This is a genomic window from Priestia sp. P5 (assembly GCF_029522155.1).
Classification (GTDB): domain Bacteria; phylum Bacillota; class Bacilli; order Bacillales; family Bacillaceae_H; genus Priestia; species Priestia megaterium_E.
On sequence record NZ_JAKWFJ010000001.1, the window covers coordinates 1,018,550 to 1,042,316 of the forward strand.

At 39.9% G+C, this 23,767-nt stretch carries 33 protein-coding genes and 1 riboswitch; of the genes, 23 read left to right on the top strand and 10 right to left on the bottom strand.

Features of this window, described 5'->3' with window-relative positions; translation table 11 throughout:
• Positions 1 to 2 precede the first annotated feature (2 nt).
• Positions 3 to 821, bottom strand: a complete 819-nt coding sequence (locus MMB69_RS05195; RefSeq protein ID WP_221783690.1) for a squalene/phytoene synthase family protein — start codon at positions 819 to 821, stop codon at positions 3 to 5.
• A 325-nt stretch (positions 822 to 1,146) separates the two neighbouring features.
• Between MMB69_RS05195 and MMB69_RS05200 the strand changes: the two genes are divergently transcribed.
• The 6 genes from MMB69_RS05200 (at position 1,147) to MMB69_RS05225 (ending at position 7,020) form a co-directional block, all read left to right on the top strand.
• Entirely contained in the window at positions 1,147 to 1,818 is a 672-nt protein-coding gene (locus MMB69_RS05200) for a response regulator transcription factor (protein WP_221783692.1), read from the top strand.
• Between the two features lies 1 nt (position 1,819).
• Entirely contained in the window at positions 1,820 to 2,854 is a 1,035-nt protein-coding gene (locus MMB69_RS05205; RefSeq protein ID WP_277447285.1) for a sensor histidine kinase, read from the top strand.
• A gap of 87 nt (positions 2,855 to 2,941) precedes the next feature.
• Complete coding sequence (locus MMB69_RS05210; protein ID WP_221783695.1) at positions 2,942 to 3,298, top strand: DUF1093 domain-containing protein; 357 nt, start codon at positions 2,942 to 2,944, stop codon at positions 3,296 to 3,298.
• On the top strand, positions 3,295 to 4,062 hold the full coding sequence (locus MMB69_RS05215; protein WP_221783697.1) for an ABC transporter ATP-binding protein: 768 nt from the start codon (positions 3,295 to 3,297) through the stop codon (positions 4,060 to 4,062). Before MMB69_RS05210 ends, MMB69_RS05215 begins: the two co-directional genes overlap by 4 nt.
• Positions 4,049 to 5,959: an ABC transporter permease gene (locus MMB69_RS05220; RefSeq protein WP_277447286.1), complete on the top strand. Its 1,911-nt coding sequence runs from the start codon at positions 4,049 to 4,051 to the stop codon at positions 5,957 to 5,959. Before MMB69_RS05215 ends, MMB69_RS05220 begins: the two co-directional genes overlap by 14 nt.
• Before the next feature lie 128 nt (positions 5,960 to 6,087).
• Positions 6,088 to 7,020 (top strand): patatin-like phospholipase family protein, encoded by a 933-nt coding sequence (locus MMB69_RS05225; protein ID WP_221783701.1) that lies wholly within the window; start codon positions 6,088 to 6,090, stop codon positions 7,018 to 7,020.
• Positions 7,021 to 7,031: 11 nt separating this feature from the next.
• On the opposite strand, the gene MMB69_RS05230 is transcribed toward MMB69_RS05225, so the two are convergent.
• On the bottom strand, positions 7,032 to 7,397 hold the full coding sequence (locus MMB69_RS05230; protein WP_016765167.1) for a DUF3221 domain-containing protein: 366 nt from the start codon (positions 7,395 to 7,397) through the stop codon (positions 7,032 to 7,034).
• A 173-nt stretch (positions 7,398 to 7,570) separates the two neighbouring features.
• On the opposite strand from MMB69_RS05230, the gene MMB69_RS05235 reads away from it, so the two are divergent.
• The 3 genes from MMB69_RS05235 (at position 7,571) to MMB69_RS05245 (ending at position 9,335) form a co-directional block, all read left to right on the top strand.
• Positions 7,571 to 8,179 (top strand): hypothetical protein, encoded by a 609-nt coding sequence (locus MMB69_RS05235; protein WP_221783703.1) that lies wholly within the window; start codon positions 7,571 to 7,573, stop codon positions 8,177 to 8,179.
• Between the two features lie 136 nt (positions 8,180 to 8,315).
• Positions 8,316 to 8,576 (top strand): hypothetical protein, encoded by a 261-nt coding sequence (locus tag MMB69_RS05240; protein WP_016765166.1) that lies wholly within the window; start codon positions 8,316 to 8,318, stop codon positions 8,574 to 8,576.
• 420 nt (positions 8,577 to 8,996) lie between these two features.
• Positions 8,997 to 9,335 carry a hypothetical protein gene (locus MMB69_RS05245; RefSeq protein WP_221812522.1) on the top strand — a complete coding sequence of 113 codons (339 nt, stop codon included), beginning with the start codon at positions 8,997 to 8,999 and terminating at the stop codon, positions 9,333 to 9,335.
• A 43-nt stretch (positions 9,336 to 9,378) separates the two neighbouring features.
• On the opposite strand, the gene MMB69_RS05250 is transcribed toward MMB69_RS05245, so the two are convergent.
• Positions 9,379 to 9,852 carry a YtxH domain-containing protein gene (locus MMB69_RS05250; protein ID WP_171776728.1) on the bottom strand — a complete coding sequence of 158 codons (474 nt, stop codon included), beginning with the start codon at positions 9,850 to 9,852 and terminating at the stop codon, positions 9,379 to 9,381.
• Positions 9,853 to 10,179: 327 nt separating this feature from the next.
• On the opposite strand from MMB69_RS05250, the gene MMB69_RS05255 reads away from it, so the two are divergent.
• Both MMB69_RS05255 and MMB69_RS05260 read left to right on the top strand, forming a co-directional pair.
• Positions 10,180 to 11,658 (top strand): glycoside hydrolase family 32 protein, encoded by a 1,479-nt coding sequence (locus MMB69_RS05255; protein ID WP_277447287.1) that lies wholly within the window; start codon positions 10,180 to 10,182, stop codon positions 11,656 to 11,658.
• 132 nt (positions 11,659 to 11,790) lie between these two features.
• Positions 11,791 to 11,964 (top strand): hypothetical protein, encoded by a 174-nt coding sequence (locus MMB69_RS05260; RefSeq protein ID WP_269871428.1) that lies wholly within the window; start codon positions 11,791 to 11,793, stop codon positions 11,962 to 11,964.
• Between the two features lie 40 nt (positions 11,965 to 12,004).
• On the opposite strand, the gene MMB69_RS05265 is transcribed toward MMB69_RS05260, so the two are convergent.
• Positions 12,005 to 12,286, bottom strand: coding sequence for a hypothetical protein (locus tag MMB69_RS05265; RefSeq protein ID WP_028414975.1), 282 nt, complete (start codon positions 12,284 to 12,286; stop codon positions 12,005 to 12,007).
• Between the two features lie 86 nt (positions 12,287 to 12,372).
• Positions 12,373 to 12,561 carry a hypothetical protein gene (locus MMB69_RS05270; protein WP_221783708.1) on the bottom strand — a complete coding sequence of 63 codons (189 nt, stop codon included), beginning with the start codon at positions 12,559 to 12,561 and terminating at the stop codon, positions 12,373 to 12,375.
• 123 nt (positions 12,562 to 12,684) lie between these two features.
• Here MMB69_RS05270 and MMB69_RS05275 point away from each other — a divergent pair, with 123 nt between their 5' ends.
• The gene (locus tag MMB69_RS05275; protein ID WP_221783709.1) at positions 12,685 to 12,975 is read left to right on the top strand and encodes a hypothetical protein; all 291 of its coding nucleotides are present in this window, start codon (positions 12,685 to 12,687) and stop codon (positions 12,973 to 12,975) included.
• Positions 12,976 to 13,024: 49 nt separating this feature from the next.
• On the opposite strand, the gene MMB69_RS05280 is transcribed toward MMB69_RS05275, so the two are convergent.
• Complete coding sequence (locus tag MMB69_RS05280; protein WP_260506654.1) at positions 13,025 to 14,269, bottom strand: MFS transporter; 1,245 nt, start codon at positions 14,267 to 14,269, stop codon at positions 13,025 to 13,027.
• A complete protein-coding gene (locus MMB69_RS05285; protein ID WP_277447288.1) occupies positions 14,266 to 15,009 on the bottom strand; it encodes a MerR family transcriptional regulator in 744 nt (247 codons plus the stop codon). Before MMB69_RS05285 ends, MMB69_RS05280 begins: the two co-directional genes overlap by 4 nt.
• Before the next feature lie 84 nt (positions 15,010 to 15,093).
• Here MMB69_RS05285 and MMB69_RS05290 point away from each other — a divergent pair, with 84 nt between their 5' ends.
• Together MMB69_RS05290 and MMB69_RS05295 are read left to right on the top strand one after the other, a co-directional pair.
• Complete coding sequence (locus MMB69_RS05290; RefSeq protein WP_221783712.1) at positions 15,094 to 15,774, top strand: CPBP family intramembrane glutamic endopeptidase; 681 nt, start codon at positions 15,094 to 15,096, stop codon at positions 15,772 to 15,774.
• Between the two features lie 227 nt (positions 15,775 to 16,001).
• A complete protein-coding gene (locus MMB69_RS05295) occupies positions 16,002 to 16,964 on the top strand; it encodes an aldo/keto reductase (RefSeq protein ID WP_264408460.1) in 963 nt (320 codons plus the stop codon).
• Between the two features lie 36 nt (positions 16,965 to 17,000).
• Here the strand turns inward: MMB69_RS05295 and MMB69_RS05300 are convergent, their stop codons facing one another.
• Positions 17,001 to 17,387, bottom strand: a complete 387-nt coding sequence (locus tag MMB69_RS05300; RefSeq protein ID WP_277447290.1) for a MerR family transcriptional regulator — start codon at positions 17,385 to 17,387, stop codon at positions 17,001 to 17,003.
• A gap of 185 nt (positions 17,388 to 17,572) precedes the next feature.
• On the opposite strand from MMB69_RS05300, the gene MMB69_RS05305 reads away from it, so the two are divergent.
• The 6 genes from MMB69_RS05305 to MMB69_RS05330 all read left to right on the top strand — a co-directional run bounded on the left by MMB69_RS05305 (position 17,573) and on the right by MMB69_RS05330 (position 19,721).
• Positions 17,573 to 17,743 carry a hypothetical protein gene (locus MMB69_RS05305; protein ID WP_176551730.1) on the top strand — a complete coding sequence of 57 codons (171 nt, stop codon included), beginning with the start codon at positions 17,573 to 17,575 and terminating at the stop codon, positions 17,741 to 17,743.
• A gap of 62 nt (positions 17,744 to 17,805) precedes the next feature.
• A complete protein-coding gene (locus MMB69_RS05310; RefSeq protein WP_162213596.1) occupies positions 17,806 to 17,964 on the top strand; it encodes a hypothetical protein in 159 nt (52 codons plus the stop codon).
• A gap of 376 nt (positions 17,965 to 18,340) precedes the next feature.
• Complete coding sequence (locus tag MMB69_RS05315; protein ID WP_269871356.1) at positions 18,341 to 18,868, top strand: hypothetical protein; 528 nt, start codon at positions 18,341 to 18,343, stop codon at positions 18,866 to 18,868.
• 64 nt (positions 18,869 to 18,932) lie between these two features.
• Positions 18,933 to 19,451, top strand: coding sequence for a GNAT family N-acetyltransferase (locus tag MMB69_RS05320; protein ID WP_277447291.1), 519 nt, complete (start codon positions 18,933 to 18,935; stop codon positions 19,449 to 19,451).
• Positions 19,452 to 19,453: 2 nt separating this feature from the next.
• Positions 19,454 to 19,609 carry a hypothetical protein gene (locus MMB69_RS05325; RefSeq protein ID WP_260506657.1) on the top strand — a complete coding sequence of 52 codons (156 nt, stop codon included), beginning with the start codon at positions 19,454 to 19,456 and terminating at the stop codon, positions 19,607 to 19,609.
• A complete protein-coding gene (locus MMB69_RS05330; protein WP_264408457.1) occupies positions 19,593 to 19,721 on the top strand; it encodes a nucleic acid/nucleotide deaminase domain-containing protein in 129 nt (42 codons plus the stop codon). The genes MMB69_RS05325 and MMB69_RS05330 overlap by 17 nt, the downstream gene beginning before the upstream one ends.
• Before the next feature lie 49 nt (positions 19,722 to 19,770).
• Here MMB69_RS05330 and MMB69_RS05335 read toward each other — a convergent pair whose 3' ends face one another.
• Positions 19,771 to 20,412 carry an MSMEG_1061 family FMN-dependent PPOX-type flavoprotein gene (locus MMB69_RS05335; protein ID WP_277447292.1) on the bottom strand — a complete coding sequence of 214 codons (642 nt, stop codon included), beginning with the start codon at positions 20,410 to 20,412 and terminating at the stop codon, positions 19,771 to 19,773.
• A 124-nt stretch (positions 20,413 to 20,536) separates the two neighbouring features.
• Entirely contained in the window at positions 20,537 to 20,782 is a 246-nt protein-coding gene (locus MMB69_RS05340; RefSeq protein ID WP_221783725.1) for a hypothetical protein, read from the bottom strand.
• Positions 20,783 to 21,088: 306 nt separating this feature from the next.
• On the opposite strand from MMB69_RS05340, the gene MMB69_RS05345 reads away from it, so the two are divergent.
• From MMB69_RS05345 to MMB69_RS05355, 3 genes are all read left to right on the top strand, one after another.
• Complete coding sequence (locus MMB69_RS05345) at positions 21,089 to 22,099, top strand: aldo/keto reductase (RefSeq protein ID WP_277447293.1); 1,011 nt, start codon at positions 21,089 to 21,091, stop codon at positions 22,097 to 22,099.
• A 154-nt stretch (positions 22,100 to 22,253) separates the two neighbouring features.
• On the top strand, positions 22,254 to 22,472 hold the full coding sequence (locus tag MMB69_RS05350) for a hypothetical protein (protein ID WP_264408452.1): 219 nt from the start codon (positions 22,254 to 22,256) through the stop codon (positions 22,470 to 22,472).
• Positions 22,473 to 22,585: 113 nt separating this feature from the next.
• Positions 22,586 to 22,689, top strand: a riboswitch (purine riboswitch).
• A 156-nt stretch (positions 22,690 to 22,845) separates the two neighbouring features.
• Positions 22,846 to 23,724: a 5'-methylthioadenosine/S-adenosylhomocysteine nucleosidase gene (locus tag MMB69_RS05355; protein WP_264408451.1), complete on the top strand. Its 879-nt coding sequence runs from the start codon at positions 22,846 to 22,848 to the stop codon at positions 23,722 to 23,724.
• Positions 23,725 to 23,767: the final 43 nt, after the last annotated feature.

Genomic DNA, 23,767 nt, shown 5'->3' on the forward strand with positions numbered 1-23,767 from the left:
TTTTACATATCCACAACTTCATTTACCGTTTTATTTACATCGTCACGCGTCATTTTTTCTTTTCCTTTCATCAAGGCGTTTAATGTTCCATCAGCAAGCGCTAACGGAATTTTACAGAAATGAAGGATCGGAAGCGATTTAACATCTTCTAAATATTTCTTTCCTAGTGAAAGATTGCGGCGAGCGTAGGCAAACATATCTTCTCTGCTCCAATTGTTAGGAAAGAAGCTGACTCCGCGCTCTGAATCTTCCGAGGTATTACGCAGGATATTAACAGACTGCAAGCCGCGTCCAAACGCAATAGCTAAGTCTTTGTCTGTTTCCGTGCCGTCATACCATTTCCAAATGTCATTAAGCATCACACCTACTAGACCAGCTACGTAGAACGTATAGTCATCTAAATCCGCTTCATTTTGAATATGCCAGTCTTTTTCTACCCAATCGGCCATTCCTTTGGCCATAATAGAAGTTGCATCTAATACTTGATCTGCAACTCCAGTCGGACAAAGCGCAATCCAGTTGCCGAGCTGAAGCGTTACGTCAGGTAAATCAGCTTGATAAGGGCCTACTAATGCCATGTACTCGTCTTCGTTAAAAGACTTTTTTAACAGGTCACTAATGGCGTAAAGCAAGCGGCTTTTTACACCGGCTTCTAGCTCAGGGTGATCTTCAATTTCATCAATTGCCCTCATACATAAGTAAGCAGATCCTACTGCATCCTGCAATTCTGCCGGCAAGTGGCTAATTGGAATAAAAAATGTTCGGCTTGTCTCTTTTAACATCACCATTGCGTTGTCGCGTAATTTGTTGGGTACACTCATTGATAACTAGCTCCTTTTTACATATCCACATGTCAAATTAGTTTAAGTTTTCATCTTATATACTATAGTAACAAAAAATGAGCATTTAATGGAGTTTAAAGATTACTTATTAACGATATTGTCATTATTTTGTAGTATTTGAACAGAGAAACTTGTAACATATACAAGTTTACACTACGATAATACTCGTTCATTCTTCGTTTTAAAGAAATAAATGGTTTATTTTTAAGAAAATTGCTGTCATGCTAATGAATTAGGTGAGCTTTTAAGAGAGTATTCAACAGTGGGTTATACATAATATATAGGACAATACAGAGGTGAATGTATGAAAATTTTAATTGTAGAAGACGATGATAAAATATATGAATTAGTAAAAGAGAAATTTGAACAGTGGTCATTTGAAGTGGCTGGAGTAGAAGACTTTCAAAAGGTAATGGAAGTATTTATTGCAGAAAGCCCAGAGCTTGTTATTTTAGACGTGAATTTGCCTGTATATGACGGGTTTTACTGGTGTCAGCAAATACGTACAGTTTCAAAAACTCCTATCGTCTTTCTTTCCTCTCGTGAACATCCAATGGATATTGTTATGGCAATGAATGTTGGGGCAGATGACTATATTCAAAAGCCGTTTAACTTAGATGTTCTTGTTGCTAAAGTGCAGGCGCTTCTGCGCAGAACGTATTCATATGGAGACACGATTTCAGACGTTATCGAGTGGAACGGCGCGGTGCTAGACTTAAAAAAAGGAAGTTTGCATTACAACGATCAAGAAATTCATTTAACGAAAAATGAATTTTTTATTTTACGGCTTCTTTTGGAAGAACGAGGCAAGATTGTATCGCGAGAAGAGCTTATGCGAAGATTATGGGAAGATGAGAAATTTGTAAGTGACAATACGCTTTCTGTCAACATCACACGCATTCGCACCAAGCTGGAAGAAATCGGGCTGAATGATAAAATTGTGACCAAAAAAGGCCAAGGATATTTGGTGAATTAAGATGTGGAAAAGTTTTTTAAGAGAAAGACTAAGCTGGATTTTATTTGTTCTTCTATGGCTGAGTGTAATCGATGCTCTGCTGCTGCTTGAGTATGATATTAAGGTGTCGTCCACTTCGTTTTGGTATTTGAATCTTTTAACGCTGTGTCTGCTGATTCTGTTTCTTTTATGGAGAGGAGTAAAAGAAAGAAGATTCTTAAAAAAATTAAGCTTAATGCTGCGGAATGATGCGTACGATTTACAAGAAATGCAGCCATATGTTCGAACAAAAGCAGATGAAGACATGCTGAGTTTGCTGCAGCATATAGATCGTGTGTATCGCAGACAAACTCATGCTCTTCACGTACAGCAGCGAGAGCAACAGGAATATGTAACGACTTGGGTTCATGAGATCAAGACGCCCCTTACTGCAATGAAGCTGCTTATTAATGCTCATCGTACAGAGCTTTATAAATGGCCTTGGCTAAAGGATATTGAAGATGAGTGGATGAAAATTGACGGATTAGTAGATCAGAATTTATATTCTGCACGCCTGCAGTACTTAGAAAAAGATTATCAGGTGCAGGCAGTGTCGCTAAGTGAACTTGTTTTTCCAAACGTTGCGTACTTCTCAAAATGGTGTATTGAAAAGAAACTGCATATTGATGAAAAAAATCTAGACATACTGGTGCACACTGATCCAAAGTGGATGCAGTTTGTTGTGAGGCAAGTGCTGTCTAACGCCATTAAATATAGCCCTCTGGAAGGAAAGCTTTCTTTTTTTAGTGAAGAAACGCCAAAGTACGTAAAGTTATTTATCGCTGACCAAGGGAAAGGGATTCCAACTCAAGATCTTCCCCGGATTTTTGAAAAAGGATTCACAGGAAATGCTGGAAGAAAAACGAAGGGAGCTACGGGGCTAGGGCTGTATTTTTTAAAAAAAATTACAGATGCTCTTGGCCATCGAATAGAAGTGAATTCACTTTTACACGAAGGAACCACGGTGATTCTGACCTTCTACAAACCGAATTCTTTTGATAACCTTTCAAAAATGTAAGATTGCACGATGAGATTGTCATCTGCTTCAAACGAATCTTTCCTTGTTTCAAAGTAAGATAGAGTTATACACAAGGAGGGAACGTACATGAAGCGAAAGTGGATTAGCCTCTTAGCTCTGCTTTTGGTTGTAGGAGCAGGTATAGGAGGAGTAAAGATTTATCAAAAAGCCGCAACGGAGCATCAATACGGGATTATCCCAAAAGAAGCAAAAAAAGTGGATGAGTATGGACGAGTTCAATATACAATTTCAGTGATAAACGAAAAAGGACAAACAACGTTTCAAACGTTTACAACGATTAAACAGTTAAAAGAAGGAACGGTTATTGACCTTTTCGTTCGAGGCAATGAAGTTCGGAAATATGACATTATAACAAAAAATGAGCTGCCGCAGCGGGTGAAAAGCGTGTGGCCTACAAAAGAACGAAAGGAGGAGGAAAAGTGAGCATTGTTCTTGAAGGGAAAAATGTAACCAAAACGTTTGGATCAAGAGGAAATGTATACGAAGCGCTAAAAGGAATTGATTTTACAGTCGAAGAAGGAGAGTTTGTCGGTATTATGGGACCATCCGGAGCGGGAAAAACGACGCTGATGAACATTCTTTCAACGATTGACCGTCCCACAGATGGCGAGATATGGATTCAAGGAGAAAACGTGGCGCTCATGAAAGATAAGAAGCTGTCTGCTTTCAGACGCAATCATTTAGGGTTTATTTTTCAAGATTATAATTTATTGGATACGTTAACGGTAAAAGAAAATATTCTTCTGCCGCTTACGGTTACAAAAATGTCTAAGAAAGAGATGGAAGCGAAGCTGAAAGACACCGCAGCGCGACTAGGCATCTATGAGCTAGCGGATAAGTATCCGTATGAGATTTCTGGCGGACAAAAACAGCGCGTTGCAGCAGCGAGAGCAATGATTACGAATCCAGCTGTTATTTTCGCCGATGAGCCTACCGGAGCTCTTGATTCAAAAGCTGCTTCAAGCCTGCTTGAAAAGCTGTCGCAATTAAATCAAGAAGACCGTGCCACGATTATTATGGTGACGCACGATCCGCTGGCTTCAAGCTACTGCAGCCGCGTGCTGTTTATTAAAGACGGACAAATTTACACGGAGCTGTTTAAAGGCGAACAAACGAGACAAGCATTTTTCAAACGAATTATGAACATTCAAGGCGCATTAGGCGGTGAAGGCTATGACCGTATTTGATCTTGTTAAAAAGAATATGCGCAAAAATATTAGCCGGTACAGCCTTTATTTCTTTTCAATGATTTTTAGTATTATTGTGTACTATGTGTTTGCTACGCTTCAGTACGACCAATCGATTTCAAAGGTGATTGGAGAAGAGCTGAGGCTGCAGGGCATTTTTAATGCTTCAAACTACGTTCTCCTTACCTTTATTGTTGTCTTTATTTGGTACACAAACTCATTTTTTATCAGACAGCGTAAGAGAGAGCTCGGGCTGTATCATTTAGTTGGTATTGAAAAGCGTACGATTGGGAAAATGATTTTCTATGAGAATATGCTGCTGGGGATTTTTTCTTTGGTGGTCGGTATTTTACTAGGTACCGTGTTTTCAAGGCTGTTTGTGCTGTTTTTACTAAAGCTTATGGGACTGTCGCTTTCTATTACGCTCACATTTTCTCTTCAAGCGGTTTTAAAAACAGCCGTAGTGTTTTTGATTGTTACCATTTTTATATCGTTTCAAGGCTATTTTATTATGTACCGCTATACGCTATTAGATCTGTTTCAAGCAGAAAGCAAAAGTGAGCGCATAAATAAAATGAATTCGAAACGCTCAATTGTAGTGGGAGGACTGGGTATCTTACTCGTTGGCTATGGGTACTACCTTTCATCGGGAAACATTGTGACGCCTAAGTTTTTTCTAATTGTAGCCGTTGTACTGTTCTCGGTCATTTTCGGTACATTTTTACTTTTTAAAGCCACAATTGAGTGGCTGATGGGACTTTACCGAGAGCATGCAAGCCGATATTATTCGTTTGCAAATATGCTAAGCGTTTCTACTATGATGTATCGAATTAAAGCAAACGCACGAGTGTTAACCCTAATTACGATCTTGTCGGCTACTACACTTGTAGCAGTTGGTGTGACGTATTCCTCGTACTATAACACAAAAGCCGACGCCAGAAGCATGCAGCCTTATGACTATACGCTGCACAGCAAAAAAGCAGCGCAAGAATTTATGGATGTACTGGATGAGCTAGATATCCAATCAAATCGGTATGTCTATCATATCGTGAAGCACTCCGCTGATTTATCGGATTTTCGATTTATTACATCGGGCTACTATAAAGATAGGGAACAAATCAGCTTTTTAGATGAAGAAGAAGTGCGGAAAAATGGCGTTTCGGTTCCTGCGCTAAGTGCAAACGAAACCGTTATTTTTGATTCAATGGCAAAAGGAAAAGTGTTTAAGCCTAGTACAGGTAAAACCGCAGCTGTGCAGCTGAACAAATCAGAAGAGCTTGCTTTAAAAGTCGTTAAATCCGAGCCTTTGCTCATTCTTGATTCTGACAGTGCCGGCTATCAGTTTGTAGTCAACCACGATACATTTAACAAGCTTTTAAAAGCTGGACAAAAGCAAGCGGTCTACGTATTTAATACAGGTGATGGAAACAAACAAAATGAACTTGCTAAGAACTATCATCAAATCGCAAAAGAAGCTGGCGAAAGACGTACTTCATACTATGATGTGTTTCAGGCAGGCTTAATGAGTAAAGGATTGTTTATTTTTATTGGAGGGTTTTTGGGGCTCGTCTTTTTGATGGCAACGGGCAGTATTATTTATTTTAAGCAAATCTCCGAAGCGGAACAAGAGCGCAAAAGATTTGAAGTTCTGCGTAAGCTTGGGTTTTCAGTATCTCAAATGATGAGCGCCGTTCGAAAGCAGCAGCTGTTTACGTTTGGTTTGCCTTTAGTGATTGGCATCTTGCACAGTCTATTTGCGCTAAAGGTCATTACGAACCTAACCGGTGAAAGTCTGATAGTCCCTGTTTTAATAGCGGATGCAGTATACGGGATTATTTATTTCTTTTTCTACTGGCTGACAATGAATTACTACCGAATGGTAATAAAGCGACTGTAAAGAAAAGACTGTTTCGATTAAAGAAACAGTCTTTTCTTTGTTGGGAAAATAAAAGGTATGGAGTAATGAAACCCTGAATATAAAAAAAGGGTATATAAAAAGTAGAGAGTGGTATTGGAGGGGGAAATGTGAAAGCAGATGCTGTATTTGAAGGGGGAGGCGTTCGAGGAATTGCATTCACGGGTGCGATTGAAGCGATGGAAGAAAGCAATGTAGAATGGCAGCGTTTAGCAGGTACGTCAGCCGGAGCGTTAATTGCGGCACTTTTAGCGAGTGGCTATAAAAGCAGTGAAATTCGCAGGGAGCTTCAAAACATGGACTATGCTAAGTTTCGCGGGAAAACGATCATTAACCGAATTCCTTTGATTGGAAACTTGATTGAACTAATGGTTCATTTAGGTTTCTATAAAAATGATTATTTGGAAAAATGGGTGCATGGTCTGCTGCGTGAAAAAGGAATCGAAACGTTTGCGGATTTGCCGGCAGATAAGCTGAAAATTATTGCCTCAGACATTTCGAACGGACAGATGCTTGTGCTGCCTGACGACTTGCCTCGCTACGGAATGCAGCGAAGCGATATGAAGATTTCACAAGCCGTGATGATGAGTGCGTCCATTCCTTTTTTCTTTCGTCCCGTCATCTGGAAGTCCAAAGGGTTCAAGAGGTCATACATTGTCGATGGAGCGCTTTTAAGCAATTTTCCGATTTGGCTGTTTGATACGGAGCATCCGCGTTTCCCGACATTTGGTTTTCGATTTGTAAAAGAAGAAATTGATACAGCCGCTATTATTCCGACCCCGGTCCATTTATTTAAAAGTATGTTTACGACGATGCTGCAAGCTCACGATTTGCGGTATTTGAACGCGGAGACAAAAGAACGAACGGTGCAAATTCCAACCGGTGTGATTACGGCAACGGATTTTGCCTTAAAGGAAGAAGAAATCGAATTTTTATATGAATCTGGTTATATATCCGCAAAGCGTTTTTTAGAAAAGTGGGATTTTGAACAGCATAAAATGAATCGGACCGGACGTCAGCTGACACGAAGAAAGCTCCCGTAACAGGAGCTTTTCTACGGCTGTTTTAAAATGTTGACTTCAACAGCTTCGCCTTTTGCCGGAACGGAATACTGAACGCTTTTGTCTTTTTTGAGCCATGCTTTAACGAGCTGTCCTTTTTTGTATGTCTGATCATCTGAAACTTTTACATAAATAGGCTGTACATCGCTAGAACCAAGTATTTCTTTTGTTGTATAGTCAAGCGCAGTATCTCGCGGAATGACGTTTGCAATAAGAATTTCATCCTGTTTCACTTCTAAAATGCGCCCTTGAACTAAATAGCCGGCCGGCTTTTTTGACTGCTCGGCGTTATCAGAACAGCCGCTTAAACAAATAAAAAAGAGAAGAAAAAGTGCAGTTGATTGAACGGTAAACTTCATAAAATCTCCTTTCCGTTTCAACATGACTACCATTATAACGCGTTTGACCATTTCTTTTCCAGTTTTCGGAGAAAGCAAGAGGTAATCATTGACGTTATTTCAGCGCGCGTGATATGTTTTAACTCATAAACGCTATATTACTAGAAGCTATGCTTAGTACGGGAGGTCCTTGTATGGATGTTACCTTTTTAACCAATGTTATTCGACATATATTAGAACGAGATAATTTTGTCATTGACTTTGAAGAATCAGACGAACAAAATATTCACTTTTGGCATCGAGACGAGCCGTTTCGCCTTTTTATTTCAGAACAAACGGAAAGTTATTTAGTATGGACCGTTTTCGAAGATGAAAAGGAACAGTGGAGCGGAAAAACATTTCTTCAAGAAGTGACGAATACGTGTAAAGACTGCAGTGAGCCAATTGCGCACTGGATTTATAAAGACGGAGGCAAAGCAGGTTATTGCAATCACTGTCTTCAAACGTTTGGAAATGCGTATTTTACAAATGCTGATGATATTAAGCAAAACCTTCATTTAATTGACGGTTCTATTTGTTTTATTACCGATGAAACCGGAAGCGATTGGTGGATTGCATATGAAGGATTCAAACGAGTAATTGCAAGATTAGAAGAAAATCCCGATCAAAAAGTCGAAATGTACAAGCCCGAATATCCGGTCTTTAAATGGGAAATACATTTTCTAACGGAAAACAATTCTGCTAGCTTTAAGTTCAAAGATGACTTTGCATCTGGAATTGTACCGAAGGGAAGAATACTCTAACATCCTTGTTATAAGGGTGTTTTTTCTTATAATGGGAAGTTTTTTTGAAAAAAATAATTAATTTAGGTTAAAAAGAAGGAATTAAAGGGTAAAGAGTAGAAGATATATCACTATAGGAAGAATGGGGGAAATAATTATGACAACTACAACAAATTTAACACTGGGGTACAAAATGTACACGATTGATTTTAGCCGTCCAACGCAGTCTAACGAGGCACTGCTTGATTTCTTTAAAGATGTGCAGCACAGACAGGGAAATAACGCAGAAAGCTTTTCTAAAACATTAATGGAAATCGAAGAAATCAAAACAAAATATGTAGATCATGAAATCGTACTGTTGGCTAAATCGCTTGAACAGCAAATAAGCCGCTCAAATGCAGAAAAACTTGAGGTCTGATAATCACCAGAAATGGTCGATTTATCAGACCTTTTTTATATTTTTATCGATGTAGCACTTTATACTTGGCTAAAGTGCAGCCAAGTATAAAGTGCTAGACCTATGCGGAAGTTGTCCTCCCTTGCGGGCTGCCAACTTCCGCATAGGTGGACCTTTTTGGGAGAAATCAAGGGGGCAGGGTATCAGGTAGTGTGGTTTTTAGGCTGAAGAGAGAATAGGGAGTTTGTTTGGGGTGTGAAGTGCAGTTTCTTGGTGATAAGCAAATTCACGTAGGCAAACCATTGGTGGTGAAATTACGGCGGATGGATATCTGGAAATGCAGTTTTTTAAGTGGAAAAGAGAATTCTGTACATTTTAAAGAATGTTTGATTTCATCAAAAGTTGTAGATGAATAGACTATCAAGTCGTTGGAGGCGTTGTATGGTTGGAATTTGCAGCTGGAAGTGTGCAGTGAGTGGAATAAGTATTGCGAGTGTCTACAGTAAGCAGCCGTCGTGGCAGCGGGAGTGTTATTTGGTGACACCTGGTAAAGTTTATTATGAGTCGTGCTATCAAGGGTACGGAGAGTTTGCCGGAATGGATATTTTTTGTTTGATGAGAGAAAGCGGAGCGGAGAAAGAAGACAGTGAAGTGGTAGCGGCTTTTAAGCCTAAGATTGTGCTGGCGAAGTATTACAGCGGACAGCGTTATGAAGAACTGCCGGAATCAGAGCCTTGTCCGTACGGGGGCTATTTTTTTGAAGGATGGAAGGAAGGGTAGCGAATATACATAAAAGCTGTAGAGATATCTCTACAGCTTGTTATTAACGTCTTGTTTCATCGACAGATTGTTCTAAGTCACTTACTTCTTGCGTAATTGTATTTAATTCTTCTTGCACCGCTTCAGCTTCAAGAACAGGATCTTGAACGATTTCTGTCGTTTCAAGCTCTTCTGCTGCAGCCGTTTCTGCAAGCGGCTGTTCTTTAACAGTGCGCAGAGATTTCACTTTGTTGACAACTTGCGAAGACTGTTCGGAGACTTTTTGTGAAAGGCGAGCCGTGCGCTGTTTGAGATCTTGGCCTTTTGCATATACCGTTTCTTTCACTTGACCTGTTTTAGCAAGTGCTTGATTCGCTCCGTCTTGAATAGAAGCACGCAGCTCTTTTCCTGACTTTGGCGCTACTAGTAAAGCTGTTGTTACACCCACTACGCTACCTACTAACGTGCCGACTAATAACTCTTTGCTTCCACCTTTTGTTTCTTTACCCACTGTTTCTTTTACGTTTTCTTTTGTCATGACATTTCCTCCTTTTATAATATGTAATATGAAGGGTTTACCATTTTGTTGAATACTTCCTGCAAAACGCAAATGATTCGCTAAAAAAATCTGCAAGTGCCGTCGGACGCTCGTACAGGCTGGTGAAATTTGATTGTATATAGTATTCAACCACCTGACAGAAAAACCTTCTTTTCTGCTGTAAAAACAGAAAAAAACTTATCTATAAAATCCGACACAAGAAAACGACAACATTCGTTCTTTGGTAGCATTTTCACTTGAAATTTTATATCATAGAGTGCAAGGAGAATACGTTCTCTTTTTTTAAATGCTGGAGGGATTGAAGAAATGGCTGAATCGAAGTACAGAACGATTTTAGAAGCGAAATCTGGAGAGTTAGAAGCATTAAAAGACAAAGCAATCAAAGACACCTGGCAGCCGATTTATCATATTCATCCACAGTACGGGCTGATGAATGATCCAAACGGATTGGTTCAATTAAACGGTGAATATCACGTGTTTTATCAGTGGTATCCGTACGGTGCGATGCATGGAATGAAGCACTGGGCTCATGTGAAATCTACGGATTTAGTAACGTGGGAACGCCTTCCGGTTGCCCTAACGCCAACGGAAGAATATGAATCGCACGGCGCATATTCAGGCGGCGCGATCGAAAAAGATGGTCAAGGGCTGCTGTTTTATACAGGGAATGTAAAATACGAAGACGGCTCACGTTCAGCTAATCAGTGTATCGCGATGCTAAACAGGGATGGAAGTGTAGAAAAATACACGCATAATCCAGCGGTACGAGGCGTTCCTGATGGGTATACAGGACATGTGCGTGATCCGAAAGTATGGAAAGAAAATGATACATATTATATGCTGCTAGGCGCTCAGCGTGAAAACGAGACGGGCGCATTAATTGTGTATGAATCAAGCGATGCGCTTCAGTGGTCATTTAAAGGCGAAGTTAAAACATCGCTTCCTGACTTTGGCTATATGTGGGAGTGCCCGGATTACTTTAAACTGGACGGAAAAGATGTGTTTGTCTTTTCACCGCAAGGAATCAAAGCGGATGGCCACGATTTTCATAATATTTATAATGTGATTTACGCGGTTGGAACATTTGATGTGGAAAGTTTAACGTTTGAAATGGAGTATTACCGTGAAATTGATAAAGGGTTTGACTTTTATGCACCGCAAACGTTCCAAGATGAAAGCGGACGTCGCTTGCTGTTTGCGTGGATTGGAAACCCAGACGTTGACTATCCGTCAGACGAATATGGATGGGCTCATGCCTTAACGCTTCCTCGTGAGCTTTCGCTTGAAGGAAATGAACTTGTTCAAAAGCCTGTAGAAGAGCTAAATAAGCTTCGAGATCAAGCGGTTCATTTTAGAGGAACGCTAAAAAATGAAGAAGTGATTATTGATGAAGCAACAAACAATGCATATGAAATCAATATGACGTTCCGGGAGATAGGGGCCAAACAGTTTGGTTTAGAGCTGTTTAATAGTAAAGAAGAAGAGCTTCGCCTCGTGTTTGATACAGAAAAGCAAGAAGTGCGACTCGACCGCTCCTCATTCCACCATCAATATGCAACGGAATATGGTGTGGTTCGCTCTGAAAAATGGACAGCGTCAAACGAAGTCGATGTTCGCGTATTTGTCGACAAAAGCATCGTCGAAATTTATATAAACGGCGGCAAAATTGTCTTCACTTCCAGGGTATTCCCGAAAAAAGATTCCAAATCAGCTGTAAATGTATTTGCAGAAGGATCTGTGGACTACCGCATTGATTATTACGGCATGTCCCGCGGCATTTCGTAAATGAGAAAAGAATCTGGGACAAAAGTATTTTAGCCCAAGTGAAAAACGAACCACTAATTAACATGTTTGATTAGTGGTTCGTTTTTTTTATGATGGTGAATATAGTTTTATCTGTTTCGTTCCTTCTAGCAGTTGATTGGAGGGCAAGGCGAAGACTCCTGCGGGACAAGAGGAAGAGGTGAGACCCCGCAGGAGCCAAGCGACGAGGAGGCTCAGCAGCCGCCCGCGGAAAGCGAAGCCTTGCACGGAAATCAACTGCGGTGTAACAAGCGGTTCAGCTCATGTATCTCATTTGTTCGTCTTTAGGTTAGAGTCATTTCGTTATGTTTTAACCTTTTTTTGAGCTCTATAAAAATAAAATACAAATACATGAAGCAACTAAATGAGGAACAGCTGCAATAATAAAACGTTTCATCCATTCTGTATCCTCTCGCTGCCGGACCGGGGTAAAGTAAGGTCCTCTCGTTTCAAATCGAAATGTATCCAGTAAGGTTACGAGTGCAATTGCCGTAAGTAATATGCCAAGAGGGCCTGAAATATAGTAAATATACTGCCAGTTGCCTGCTGTAATAGAAATGATAATCACAATAATTAAAGATATAATGCCAGATATTAATCCTGTTTTCAAACTCAAAATCTCCTTACATCCAGTTTTTGCTTATCTATTTTACCATAACCGAATGAAGGTTTGTATATACGGCTCGGGGCGGATATTTACTTCTTAATTGACCTTTTATGTAAGTATCTTCTCGTATAAAATGAGTTTCCTAGCAAAAGCAGCGTCCCTAGAATCCAGCCGGCTGCAGGGGAATAAGGAAAGATATTTTTTAAAGCCATCCCAAAAGAAATAGAGGCTGCTCCGAGTATAAATAAAAGCAGCGTGATTCCTTGACGTTTTTTCATATGTACCACCTCTCTTACTAATTTTACCATAAAATGTGAGTGTAGTAGAATGAAATGTAAGGTGTCATACAAAAAAAGAAGTATATGGTAAAATTTGAGGAGTAGGAAGGGAAGAGGAATGCAATGATTAAAAAAGGATTTATAGCAGGAATCGTGATGGTCGGGATTGTTCTTGCTCTTGCTGCTTTTACAGGGAAGTGGAGCTATCTCTATTTTGTGTCAGGCACAATGGGGGCAGTATCGCTGGTTTTAGCTTTGGCATACCTTATTGACAGTATCGTGCTAGGAAGTACAGGCACATTCTTTTCAGCCAAAAAGACGCGCAAGGTGAGCCGAGTTGAAGATGCAAAAGGATTTGGAGCTATTGCAGTACCGAACGTATTAGCTGCTTTGATTTATGTAGCCGCTGGTTGATGAACAGAAGTCTATAAAAACAGCTTGAGGTATAACCTCAAGCTGTTTTTTATGCGTCAATCTGAACGTTCCTTTCCCGTTTATCACGCAGCGGCATCAGCATACTTATAAATCCAACGCTTACGATGATGATTGCCGCCGTTAAAAAAGTCGTCTGAGCACCTGCAAGCTTTACGACCATGCCTCCAAGAAGAGGAGCAGTAAGTAAAACGGCACTCGTTAAGGTGTTAATGAATCCGTACACTTTTCCGAGGTGTTTCTTGTCGCTGTATGTTTGAACGATATAGTTAAACAGCAGTAAATTAAGCCCAACTCCGGCCCCTCCAATAGGTGCAGCAATCAAAATGAAATAGCGTGACATAACGGCTGGATTAAAGCAGCTAATGAAAAATAAAGCCCCTCCAAATAGAAGCAGGCCGAGTGATAAAAGTCTAAATGGATGGTGAACCTGTTTTTTTCTATTAAGATACACTCCTGTTGCTAGCGCTCCCAGTCCGATTCCAGAAAGCAGCCAGCCGAGCATTTCCGGATGGTGAGGCAGCACATCTCGTAGGAAGATGCTAATTTGAGCGTCAACAAGCATCACGACAAAATACGAAAGGTGAAACAAAATAACGGCGCGTAAAAGGATTGAGTGCTGAAAAACGATTTTCCAGCCGTTTGAGTACGTTTTTTTCGGTGGATGGGAAGAACGAGCAGCTTGCCCTTGAATATTTTTACCTGCTTTTTTAAGTGAAAACAGCACCCAAATAGAAATCATACAAGCTGCGGCATTAACTAAAATGCATGCTTTTGGCGTTGTAATCGTCAGCGCGGCGGCTCCGAGAAACGGCCCCACAACTTTGGCAATTTGAAACATAATGTTTTGTAAAGTAGAAGCCTGCAGCAGCTGCTCTTGTTTGACCACTTCTCGAACGTAAGCGAGCTGTGCGGGCACTTTCATAACAGAACTCATCGAGCGCAGCGTCAGCACCCCAAGTGCCAAAAGCGGTTCATTTGTGAAAAATAACAGACACGTGAACAGAAGACGGACTAGTTCAGACAGAAACATCAGCTGTACTTTATCGCAGCGGTCCGCTAAATTTCCTGCTGCTTGACTTAGCAGGATGCTAGGCAAAGCGTACGCGACAGGAATAAGCGTAATCCAGAGAGAATTTGCGTGCCACACGTATGTAAAAAGCGTCATCACCGCGAACATATCAAATAAATCTCCAAAGCTTGCCGCAGTGCTTGAAATAAATAATTTTTTATAAGAAGAATTAGCAAACAGCTTTTCTTTTTTCAATACCTTCATTCCTTTGTGTGTTGTTCGTAAAAAATAATCGCACCTTCAATAAATTGAAGGACTTCGCTGTCAATAGGGTAGAGATTAAGTGAACTTGATGCCTCAGGAGATTTGCGAACATCCCAAAAGGCTTTTTCTAAAGCCGTATGAGGGCCAAATAGCTCACTCGATAAAAGCAGTATATCAGCTGCAATCAGCTGTCCGTCTTCAGATTGAGGTGCACGCTGATGCTTTAAGCAAAGCTGAACTCGTTTTATGATGTTAATCCATTTATCCGCACTCGCATGCTCCATTTTAGGCAGATCATGCTGCAGAATCTCGCTTTCTTCTAAAGAAAGCGAAAGCAGATCCGTCCAGCTGCTCTTGATATTAGTTTCATTGTCAACTAAAGGAAGGAGCTGCTTCCAGTTTAATTCACCTTCTATTTTTATACTGTTGCGAAGCGTGTGAGTATGTTTTAAAGCTTGTTGAATTTCCATCGCTTTTTGCTGAAGTTTTTGCTGATGAATGGCTAGAAGTTCATCGATACTCACTTTGTGAAGAATAAGTTCAATATCTCGCAAAGGAACAGCTAAGTTTTTTAACAAAGTAATTTTCTCTAGTGTGACTAAATCCGTTTCTGAGTAGGAGCGTTTTCCATTTTCTGATTTTGACGATGGATGAAGCAAGCCAATTTGATCGTAGTAACGGAGCGTACGCACCGTGAGGCCTAATTTTTTAGCGGCTTGCCCAGTAGAAAAATAAATCATTTTTAACCCCTCCAAAAAAAATGCTTGCAGGTAACGTCACGTCACCTTTTACACTGAATATATGTAAAAGGGAGGCGAAGTAAATTGAAACAAAAAAATCAAGGATTATGGACAATAAAATCATTTGTAATTATGCTGGTCGTCACGTTTGTTGGTGTGCCTATCTTAATTGAAGGTATATTGCAGGATGCTTTACATTCCTTGTTTAAAAATGATCTTTATGCTGGAACAGCTACTGGGTTTGTTATGGCAGCTGTGTTTTTATCAGCTCTGTATGGGCTGATGGTTCAGGCTGGTGATAGAAAAATTGGTTTTCAATCGTTTTCAAAACGGCACTGGCCGCGCATTCTTTTTTGGCTTTTTGTGCTGATCTTAGGAAGCGTGGCAATTGTTGTGCTAATGGAATGGTTTGGTATGACGTATGAAAATAAAAAAACAGCCAGTTTACAGCAGGACCTGTCGCTGTTTTCATTTATACTTGCTTTTGTTTCAGCTGCTGTAATCTCACCTTTTTATGAAGAGATTATTTACCGAGGATTTTTTTATACATGGCTGAAACGTAAAGGAGGAATTGTGTTTGGATTAGTGGGAAGTTCGTTTATCTTTATGCTAGTGCATATTCCAACGTACAATACCTTGCCCGTTAACTTTTTATCAGGTCTCGTGTTTGCATGGGTGTACGAAAAAACAAAGTCGTTGCTTCCGAGTATGATCATTCACGCTTGTTTTAATGGAATCGCCGTTATTTTAACAGCGGCAGCTTAATGTAGTTTTGATAACGAGTAAGCTATGATTTATCTTACCATATTATGTATACTGAAGAAGCGAATTACAAAAAAATAAGCGGAAAATGAAACAAAAAACTGCTAGAAGCACTGCCTGTTCCTAGCAGTTTTTTGTATATGCACGCACGCTTAAGGCTTGTCTTAAAGTGGACGTTAAGGTGTATGATAAGAGAGAGTAAAGACAGCTATAAAAAGGAGAGGGTATCGATGCAATATCGAAAGCTTGGAGAAACAGGTCTGGAAGTATCAAATTTATGTCTAGGTACTATGGCGTTTGGACGATGGATTGACGAAAAAGCGTCGGCAGCTATTTTACATAGCGCCATTGACAACGGAATTAACTTCATTGACACAGCCAACTATTACGGAAAAGGGCAGGATGAAGAGTTTAGATATGGCACAGGGGAATCTGAAGAAATTATTGGACGTGCGTTAAAAGGAAAACGAGATGATGTTGTGCTTGCAACAAAAGTCGGCATTGCCGTAGGAAAAGGCAAAAATGATAAAGGTCTTTCACGTACACATATTATGAGAGAAGTGGATAATCAGCTGCGACGACTGCAGACGGACTACATTGATCTTTATCAAGTTCATCTTTTTGATCACCATACACCTATGGAAGAAACGCTTCGCACGCTAGATGATTTAGTTCGTCAAGGCAAAGTTCGTTATATTGGCTGCTCAAATTATGCCGCGTGGCAAATCGCAAAGTCTCATCATATTAGTGACAAAATGAATCTTGAAAAATTTATTTCCGTTCAGCCTCAGTACAATCTTCTCTCTCGTGAAATTGAACAAGAGCTGCTGCCGTTTAGTCAGTCTGAAGGTGTAGGCGTCATGGTATACAGTCCGTTAGCGCGCGGCATGCTTTCAGGAAAATATAAAACACCAAATGACGTGCCGCCAGAAAGCCGCGCTGCGCATGGTGAAAAGCTGCTGCGAAACTACTTTACAGACCAAAACTTTCAGCTGGTGGAGCAGTATCGCAAGTTAGCAGAACAAAATGAAGTAAGTTTGTCTCAGTTTGCTCTTTCATGGGTATTGAATCAGCCTGCTGTAACGTCAAGCATTATCGGAGCTAGTAAATTGCACCACGTAACAGATGCGGTTGAAATCAGCGATTGGACATGGTCAGAAGAGCTGTTGAATACCGTAAATTCACTGTATTAATAAAAAGTCCGCAGGTACACCTGCGGACTTTTGTGTTTAAATTTTAATTTCTTTTTGCGTTAATCTTGCTTCTAGCGAGTCGTACAAAGAGAGCTTATAGTTAATTTGTTCAAGATATTTAAAGGTTTTAGCCATTTCTTCTTCCACCGCTTCTTTATGCTGAAGCATCATGTTTTTTCGTTCTTTAATCGTGCTTTCGCCTTGTTTATAGAGCTCTACGTAGCGCTTAATTTCTGCAAGCGGCATGCCCGTTGAGCGCAGAGCCAAAATAAAACGGATCCATTCAATATTCGTATCATTATAGAGGCGCTTTCCATTTTCATCACGCTCTATAAAAGGAAGGATTCCTTCTTTTTCATAGTAGCGTAAAGTCGGTGCGGAAAGCCCGGTTTTTTCATTCATTTCTTTCATGCTATAAGACAAGGTTGTTCACTCCTACTTATGAATCGTAAAGCTTACTTTAAGGTATATGATAATCGATAGTTGAACGTTTTATCAAATTATTTTCCGTTTATTTTAAAAATATGGAACTTTTATACAGTTTGTCCGTAATAACAAGTAGACAATAAGAAACTTACTGTAAAAGGTTAAGTAAAGGGGATAGAGTAATGAAAAAAGTAAAATGGATTAGTTTTATCCTGCTGCTGATTTCAAGCGGAGTGTTTTTTATCAATCATCAGTACGCCATTTTACTAGCGGCTTGGACCGTTTACGGAATGGCTTTATCAATCCTAGTGTATTTCTTTTCATACGGTATGAGTGATTCAAATCAAGAATAAAAAGTGTATACGCGTTTCTTATTGTCTTCAAAATAAAAGCAGAATATGAAAGGGTGGAAGAAATGGGAGAACTTTTTTGGATGATTTTGTTCGGAGCGTGTATTTGGGTGCCACTAATTTGGAATAAAATTGCGATTGGCAAGCGCATCGCACACGAAGAAAAGAAAGCAGGACGTGATTTAACAGGGGAAATCAATCCGTTTACCGGAGGAAGAATGTAAATAGGCGTAGAAAAAAAGCTGTGACAAAAGTATTTTCGTTGAAAGAAGATCCGAATGATGAATCGAGATTCTTAATACAGAATCAACTTCGTTCGGTTTTTTTATTAGTATGGTGAACGTAGGTGTCATGTATATAATAGTTTCTAGCTGTTGATTGGAAGGCAAGGCGAAGACTCCCGCAGAAAGCGAAGCCTTGCACGGAAATCAACAGCGGTGTAACAACCAGTCCAGCTTATTTATCCCATTTGTTCGTCTTTAGGTTGGAGTAATTTTGTTATGTCTAAGCCTCTTTATTAGTAAAGAAAACCATAGTTTAATTTTGTTATTAATAGTATAATTAACCATATTTATTTTGAATAGAAAGGCTGGTAAAAAGGTGTCAATATTCTTTTTAGCTGGCATGGTACTTGTGCTGGCGATGATTATTTTTTCGCGTACGCTGTGGATGCCGAGCGGAGTGGTAGAACGTCTCAGCAAGAAAAAGTGGTTTCAAAATCAAAATCACTGGCTGAGCGGAGGCTATTTGTTTGGCATTAATGCTTTATATTTTGGTACTACAATATTTTTACTCTATCTTCTCATGTTTACAGATATCCCTTATCTACATATTGTTCTTATGTTTTTAGCGACGATTGTAAGTATTTTTACGTGGAGCGCCTTTAGTGCAGCATGGACAGGGTCATTTAAAAATCGTCTTAAAATGGCTTTAACAGGAAGCAGCTTTTACTTGATAGTGGCATTGATTATGGTGATCCAGTGGCTAAGCGTTAAGCCTCTGTATCCCAATGAAGATACGTTTATGCGAGCTTTAGGGTGGATGCTTGGCTTTTTCGTTTCAGCCGTCGCTTTTAGTATATGTTTTATCTTCACTGCTTTTCTTGGAAAACGTTCAGCACGTGTGTAAGGATATCATCCGTTTATTAACGTTCTTTTCTAGTTAACTACTATTGACGAAAGCAGGGGTAAACGTGATTCGAGAAATTTTAGCTTCCGATGCAGCCGCTTTTTTAGCGTTAAATAAAGAGCTTGATAAAGAAACAGCATATATGCTGTACGAAGAAAATGAGCGTGCGACTACGCTTGAACAGCAGAAAAAAATGATTACAGCTTTTTTAAAGATGCCGAACTCGACCATTTTAGTGGCGGAACAAGACGGACAGCTTGTCGGACATTTATCTGTGATTGGCGGAAGCGTTAACCGAAAAAAACACAGCGCATACTTAGCTGTTGGCGTACTTCAATCTTACGGAAACCGGGGCATCGGCACTTCGTTGTTTAAGGAAATGGAGAAATGGGCAGCGCAGAGCGGCATTAAACGAGTGGAGCTAACGGTTATGACCCACAATGAACCGGCCATTTCGCTGTATAAAAAGATGGGTTTTGAAATAGAAGGGAAAAAAGTATGTTCACTCGTTGTAGATGAAAAATCAGTCGATGAATATTATATGGGGAAGGTTTTTGAAAAAACGTGCTTAAAGGAGAAATGAACATGGAAACGACGATTGTTCAGTTAAATGAATGGGTAGAACTGCAGCACTATCAAGCTACGCCCATGGAAGAAATAGTTGCCCTATGGTGCAGTTTAAATAAGCAAATTGACGCTCAACTGCCGCTAGGAGGCAAAGAGGATGAAAAAAGAATATAAAAAAGAAGAATCTCAGGTGAAAGTAGATTTTAGATCAGGCCGCGCTTATGGTGATCATGAATACATAGGAAGTTCAAAAAAGGCGTGCTTCTTGCTTTGTTACCAGTTTTAATCATTGCCGGAGGTATACTGTTTCTGATGGTAAAATGACAAAAGCCGCATTATAGCGGCTTTTTTTCATAGAGGTGCTGAGTTTTGTTTTCTTCGGGATTGGTACGGCTTTCTAGAGTGGAAAAGCCTGCATGTTCTGCGACTATTTTAGCTGCGGAAGGAAGCGTTTCGACTCTTTCCCGAGATTCTGGATTCCACAGTTTTGATCGCTTGAACGCTTTGCTGCAGTGGAGAAAGCATTCCTGTACTTCAACGCCGATAGCGAGCAGCGGAGTTTCGTTGTGAACCGTCATTGTTTCAAGCAGCGTTTTGTCTTTTACAATGCAAGCTCTGCCGTTCACCCTCAGCGTTTCTTCTACGCCTGGAATCAAAAAAAGCATCCCTATTTGAGGGTTAGATAAAATATTTTCCAGTGAATCTACTTTTTGATTGCCGCGCCTCTCTGGAATCAACAGCCTTTTCTCATTCACTACTTGTACAAAACCAGCATAATCACCTCGCGGAGAGCTGTCGCAAATTCCTTTATGATCAGCTGTAGCGATGATGACAAAAGGGGAATGTTTAATAAATTCCCGGCAGTGTCGATCTAAATAAGAAATTATTTTTTGATGTGCTAATTTGTTAGGCGCGCCGACTATACGGCGAAGCTCTTCCTTCGTTTTTACTCGTTCTTTAAAGTGACCGTTTTTCATTCCTCTTTTCACTCCTACAGTTTGCGTATACTGAAAATACCATTTTTACATATGAAATTCTATGTTTTTATATTTAAAAAACAGAAAAATCAGTATATTAAAAAGAAGTAGAAGCATTGTAACGCTAATTTCGGTCTTTTTTTAAGTTTTTGATTGCGTTATCAAATATGTCATTAACCGTTTTCATATGTTCACTGACAAGATGGTCGGAGTCTTTTTCTCTCTGGCGCATGTCTTTTAACAAATCATCCATATCATTTAGCAGACTTTGAAAATACTCATCTTTTTGTTCTTCTTTCATTGTGGAATCGTCCATTTCATCAAGCTTATCGAGCTTATCTTCAATTTTTTTGAAGTATTCATCTCTCAAAATACTCACCTCATTTATAAAGTAGCTTTCTGCTTATTGTATGCACAATGTTTGTTTGCATGAGTAAGAAGTAGAAAGTACATAAATAAAAGGAGAGTCTGAAAAACTCATTTGCTCCTTAGTAGGTTACTTTTTAGTTCCCATATTACTTTGAAGTGCGTACTTTTTTTTATTGTGTATATGCTTCATAATAAATTTTGTCAGGGGATAATATGACATTTAATGAATAGATCAGTGGTTGAGTTTACCCTCATACTGATAAATTTCTAAAATAGAGTTACAAAAATATCAGGAGGTTTTATGAATATGAGAGAGATACTGCAAGGAAAATTAGGCTTTGGAACAGCACCACTGGGCAATATGTATCGTAATATTCCAGAAGAAGAGGCCATTGCAACGGTCGATGCTGCTTGGGAAAGCGGGATTCGCTACTTTGACGCAGCCCCTCTTTACGGAGCTGGTTTAGCGGAGATGCGCCTTGGTGAAGCACTATCAAAAAGAAATCGCGATGAGTATGTGCTAAGTACGAAAGTAGGTCGCGTCATTTCAGATGAACTAGAAGACACATCTTCACGTGATATGGGAGAAAAAGGCGGACTTTTTGAATTTGGCCGTAAAAATAAAATTATCAATGACTACAGCGCAGATGCAACTCTTCGTTCGATCGAGCAAAGTTTAAACCGTTTGAAAACAGATCGCTTGGACTTTGTGTATATTCATGATGTCGCGCAAGATTTTTATGGAGATGAGTGGGTAGGACAATTTGAGTCTGCTAGAACGGGCGCATTTCGTGTGCTTACACGCTTGCGTGAAGAAGGAGTTATTAAAGGATGGGGGCTTGGAGTAAACCGAGTAGAACCAATTGAAATCATGCTGGAGCTGGAAGAAGCAAAGCCGAATGTCTCGCTGCTGGCTGGCCGTTACACGTTATTAGATCATGAACGTGCGCTGCAGCGAGTGATGCCCGAAGCTGTAAAGCATAATATGGACATTGTTGTCGGTGGACCGTACAGCTCAGGCGTTCTTGCTGGAGGTACACATTTTGAATATCAAAAAGCATCTCCAGACATTATGGAAAAAGTAGAAAAAATCAAAGCGATTGCAGATCGTCATCAGATTAGCATTAAAGCTGCTGCTGTCCAATTTTCACTCGCTAATCCAGCGGTTGCTGCTGTTATTCCTGGCGCTAGTCGTCCAGAGCGTATTGCTGAAGATAAAGCTGCATTAAACACCGTCATTCCGGCAGCCTTCTGGGAAGAAATGCGTGAACAGAAGCTTGTAGCGGCTCATGCACCGCTGCCAATAAACGTTAAATGAAGGTAGAACGGTAAATAGTAAGTAGAAAAAGAGGCTGGAACAAAAGTATTTTAGACGAAGTGAAAAACGAACCATTGATCAAAATTTTTGATTAGTGGTTCGTTTTTTTTGTTAGGGCGAACGTAGGTTTCACCTGTTTAGATCCTTCTAGCAGGTGATTGGAGGGCAAGACGAAGACTCCTGCGGGGAAAGCGGAACAGGTGAGACCCCGCAGGAGCGCAAGCGACGAGGAGGCTCACCGGCCGCCCGCGGAAAGCGAAGTCTTGCACGGAAATCAACTGCGGTGTCACAAGCGGTTCAGCTCATGTATGCCATTTGTGCGTCTTTAGATTGGATTCATCTCGTTATGTCTCAGCCTCTTTTTTTGTTTTGAGATAGGGATTTGTAATATATTTAGTGAGAATGTGTTAAAGACGAACAATTTATATAAATAATATTAAAATATTCGCTTTTTATATTGAATAACCATTTTGTATTTGATACATTTAAAAAGTGAAAAATATTGCTCGTATATGCTTAGAAATATGGTCTGAGTGTCTCTACCTGGTTCCCATTCAAAGAACTGGACTACGAGTTAAAGTATAAAAATGTTCGGTTTATCCAGACACAAGCTTTATTCCATGCTTAATTTTTTATACTTTGACTCTAAAAAACGTAGACGATCAAAAATGTTCTATGTTTTTTGCTTTTGTCCGATCATCGAGTGTATGAAACAGCAAAATGAAATGGAGTGAAAGTATCAATCTATGAAAAACAAGATGTTAAAAACAGGGGCTTTATTTACCATTGGTATGGTTTTATTATTATCTGTACTTGCCGGGTGTAACACAGCTTTAAAAAAGGAAGCTGAAGATAAACAGAAGCAGAAGCCTATTATTGTTCAAGGGCCGATGCCGATAGAAGCGCAGAAATTCGCTAAAAAATTAGAAAATGTAAAAGAAGAGAAGTCAGGGAATTTTGTTTTTTACAAAGGAACTGTCGATAATTATCCAGTCATCGTAGTTAAAACGGGAAAAGGAATGGAAAACACGGCAGCTGCTACAGCGATAGCTATAGAAAAATACCATCCTAGAGCAATTATCAATCAAGGAACATCAGGCGGACATGATGAAAACCTGAACGTGTTTGATATTGTGTTAGGAAAGCGAGCAACGAATATAGGCTCTTTAAAAACCGAAGATAAAAAAGAAGGCGAAGGAATAGATCCTGCTGCTTGGAAGCCCATGGATTTAATGGCTTCTGAAGGAAGTGCTGGCGAAGATCCTGATGCTGAAAAAGCTCGCTATTATGAAGGCGATAAGAAGTTACTGGCGGCTGCAAATGCAGTAAAAGATACATATAAAAAAGGAAAAGTAGTTGAAGGAACGATAGGATCAGCAGACACGTGGAATAACGAAGTGGATCGAATTAAGTGGTTCCATACTAAGTACGGGACGTCTGTAGAAGAAATGGAAGGCGCGGCGGCAGCACAAATCGCAGGAAGCTATGACGTTCCATTCTTAGGTATCAGAGTGCTATCTAACAACAAAGTAAACGGTGGAAAATATAATCCAAACACAGCAGCAGCTTGTCAAGACTATGTTTATGAAGTAATTAAACGCTATATTAGTACAAACGCTAAGTAAACTTTTCTTTAAAAAAGCATCAGACCCTTTGTTTCCTTAACAA

Excerpts from the sequence above, each read along its gene's own strand:
- MMB69_RS05195 (WP_221783690.1), bottom strand. The coding sequence starts at position 821 with ATGAGTGTACCCAACAAATTACGCGACAACGCAATGGTGATGTTAAAA.
- MMB69_RS05200 (WP_221783692.1), top strand. The coding sequence starts at position 1,147 with ATGAAAATTTTAATTGTAGAAGACGATGATAAAATATATGAATTAGTA.
- MMB69_RS05205 (WP_277447285.1), top strand. The coding sequence starts at position 1,820 with ATGTGGAAAAGTTTTTTAAGAGAAAGACTAAGCTGGATTTTATTTGTT.
- MMB69_RS05210 (WP_221783695.1), top strand. The coding sequence starts at position 2,942 with ATGAAGCGAAAGTGGATTAGCCTCTTAGCTCTGCTTTTGGTTGTAGGA.
- MMB69_RS05220 (WP_277447286.1), top strand. The coding sequence starts at position 4,049 with ATGACCGTATTTGATCTTGTTAAAAAGAATATGCGCAAAAATATTAGC.
- MMB69_RS05230 (WP_016765167.1), bottom strand. The coding sequence starts at position 7,397 with ATGAAGTTTACCGTTCAATCAACTGCACTTTTTCTTCTCTTTTTTATT.
- MMB69_RS05235 (WP_221783703.1), top strand. The coding sequence starts at position 7,571 with ATGGATGTTACCTTTTTAACCAATGTTATTCGACATATATTAGAACGA.
- MMB69_RS05240 (WP_016765166.1), top strand. The coding sequence starts at position 8,316 with ATGACAACTACAACAAATTTAACACTGGGGTACAAAATGTACACGATT.
- MMB69_RS05245 (WP_221812522.1), top strand. The coding sequence starts at position 8,997 with ATGGTTGGAATTTGCAGCTGGAAGTGTGCAGTGAGTGGAATAAGTATT.
- MMB69_RS05250 (WP_171776728.1), bottom strand. The coding sequence starts at position 9,852 with ATGACAAAAGAAAACGTAAAAGAAACAGTGGGTAAAGAAACAAAAGGT.
- MMB69_RS05255 (WP_277447287.1), top strand. The coding sequence starts at position 10,180 with ATGGCTGAATCGAAGTACAGAACGATTTTAGAAGCGAAATCTGGAGAG.
- MMB69_RS05270 (WP_221783708.1), bottom strand. The coding sequence starts at position 12,561 with ATGAAAAAACGTCAAGGAATCACGCTGCTTTTATTTATACTCGGAGCA.
- MMB69_RS05275 (WP_221783709.1), top strand. The coding sequence starts at position 12,685 with ATGATTAAAAAAGGATTTATAGCAGGAATCGTGATGGTCGGGATTGTT.
- MMB69_RS05280 (WP_260506654.1), bottom strand. The coding sequence starts at position 14,269 with ATGAAGGTATTGAAAAAAGAAAAGCTGTTTGCTAATTCTTCTTATAAA.
- MMB69_RS05285 (WP_277447288.1), bottom strand. The coding sequence starts at position 15,009 with ATGATTTATTTTTCTACTGGGCAAGCCGCTAAAAAATTAGGCCTCACG.
- MMB69_RS05295 (WP_264408460.1), top strand. The coding sequence starts at position 16,002 with ATGCAATATCGAAAGCTTGGAGAAACAGGTCTGGAAGTATCAAATTTA.
- MMB69_RS05305 (WP_176551730.1), top strand. The coding sequence starts at position 17,573 with ATGAAAAAAGTAAAATGGATTAGTTTTATCCTGCTGCTGATTTCAAGC.
- MMB69_RS05310 (WP_162213596.1), top strand. The coding sequence starts at position 17,806 with ATGGGAGAACTTTTTTGGATGATTTTGTTCGGAGCGTGTATTTGGGTG.
- MMB69_RS05325 (WP_260506657.1), top strand. The coding sequence starts at position 19,454 with ATGGAAACGACGATTGTTCAGTTAAATGAATGGGTAGAACTGCAGCAC.
- MMB69_RS05330 (WP_264408457.1), top strand. The coding sequence starts at position 19,593 with ATGAAAAAAGAATATAAAAAAGAAGAATCTCAGGTGAAAGTAGATTTT.
- MMB69_RS05335 (WP_277447292.1), bottom strand. The coding sequence starts at position 20,412 with ATGAAAAACGGTCACTTTAAAGAACGAGTAAAAACGAAGGAAGAGCTT.
- MMB69_RS05345 (WP_277447293.1), top strand. The coding sequence starts at position 21,089 with ATGAGAGAGATACTGCAAGGAAAATTAGGCTTTGGAACAGCACCACTG.
- MMB69_RS05355 (WP_264408451.1), top strand. The coding sequence starts at position 22,846 with ATGAAAAACAAGATGTTAAAAACAGGGGCTTTATTTACCATTGGTATG.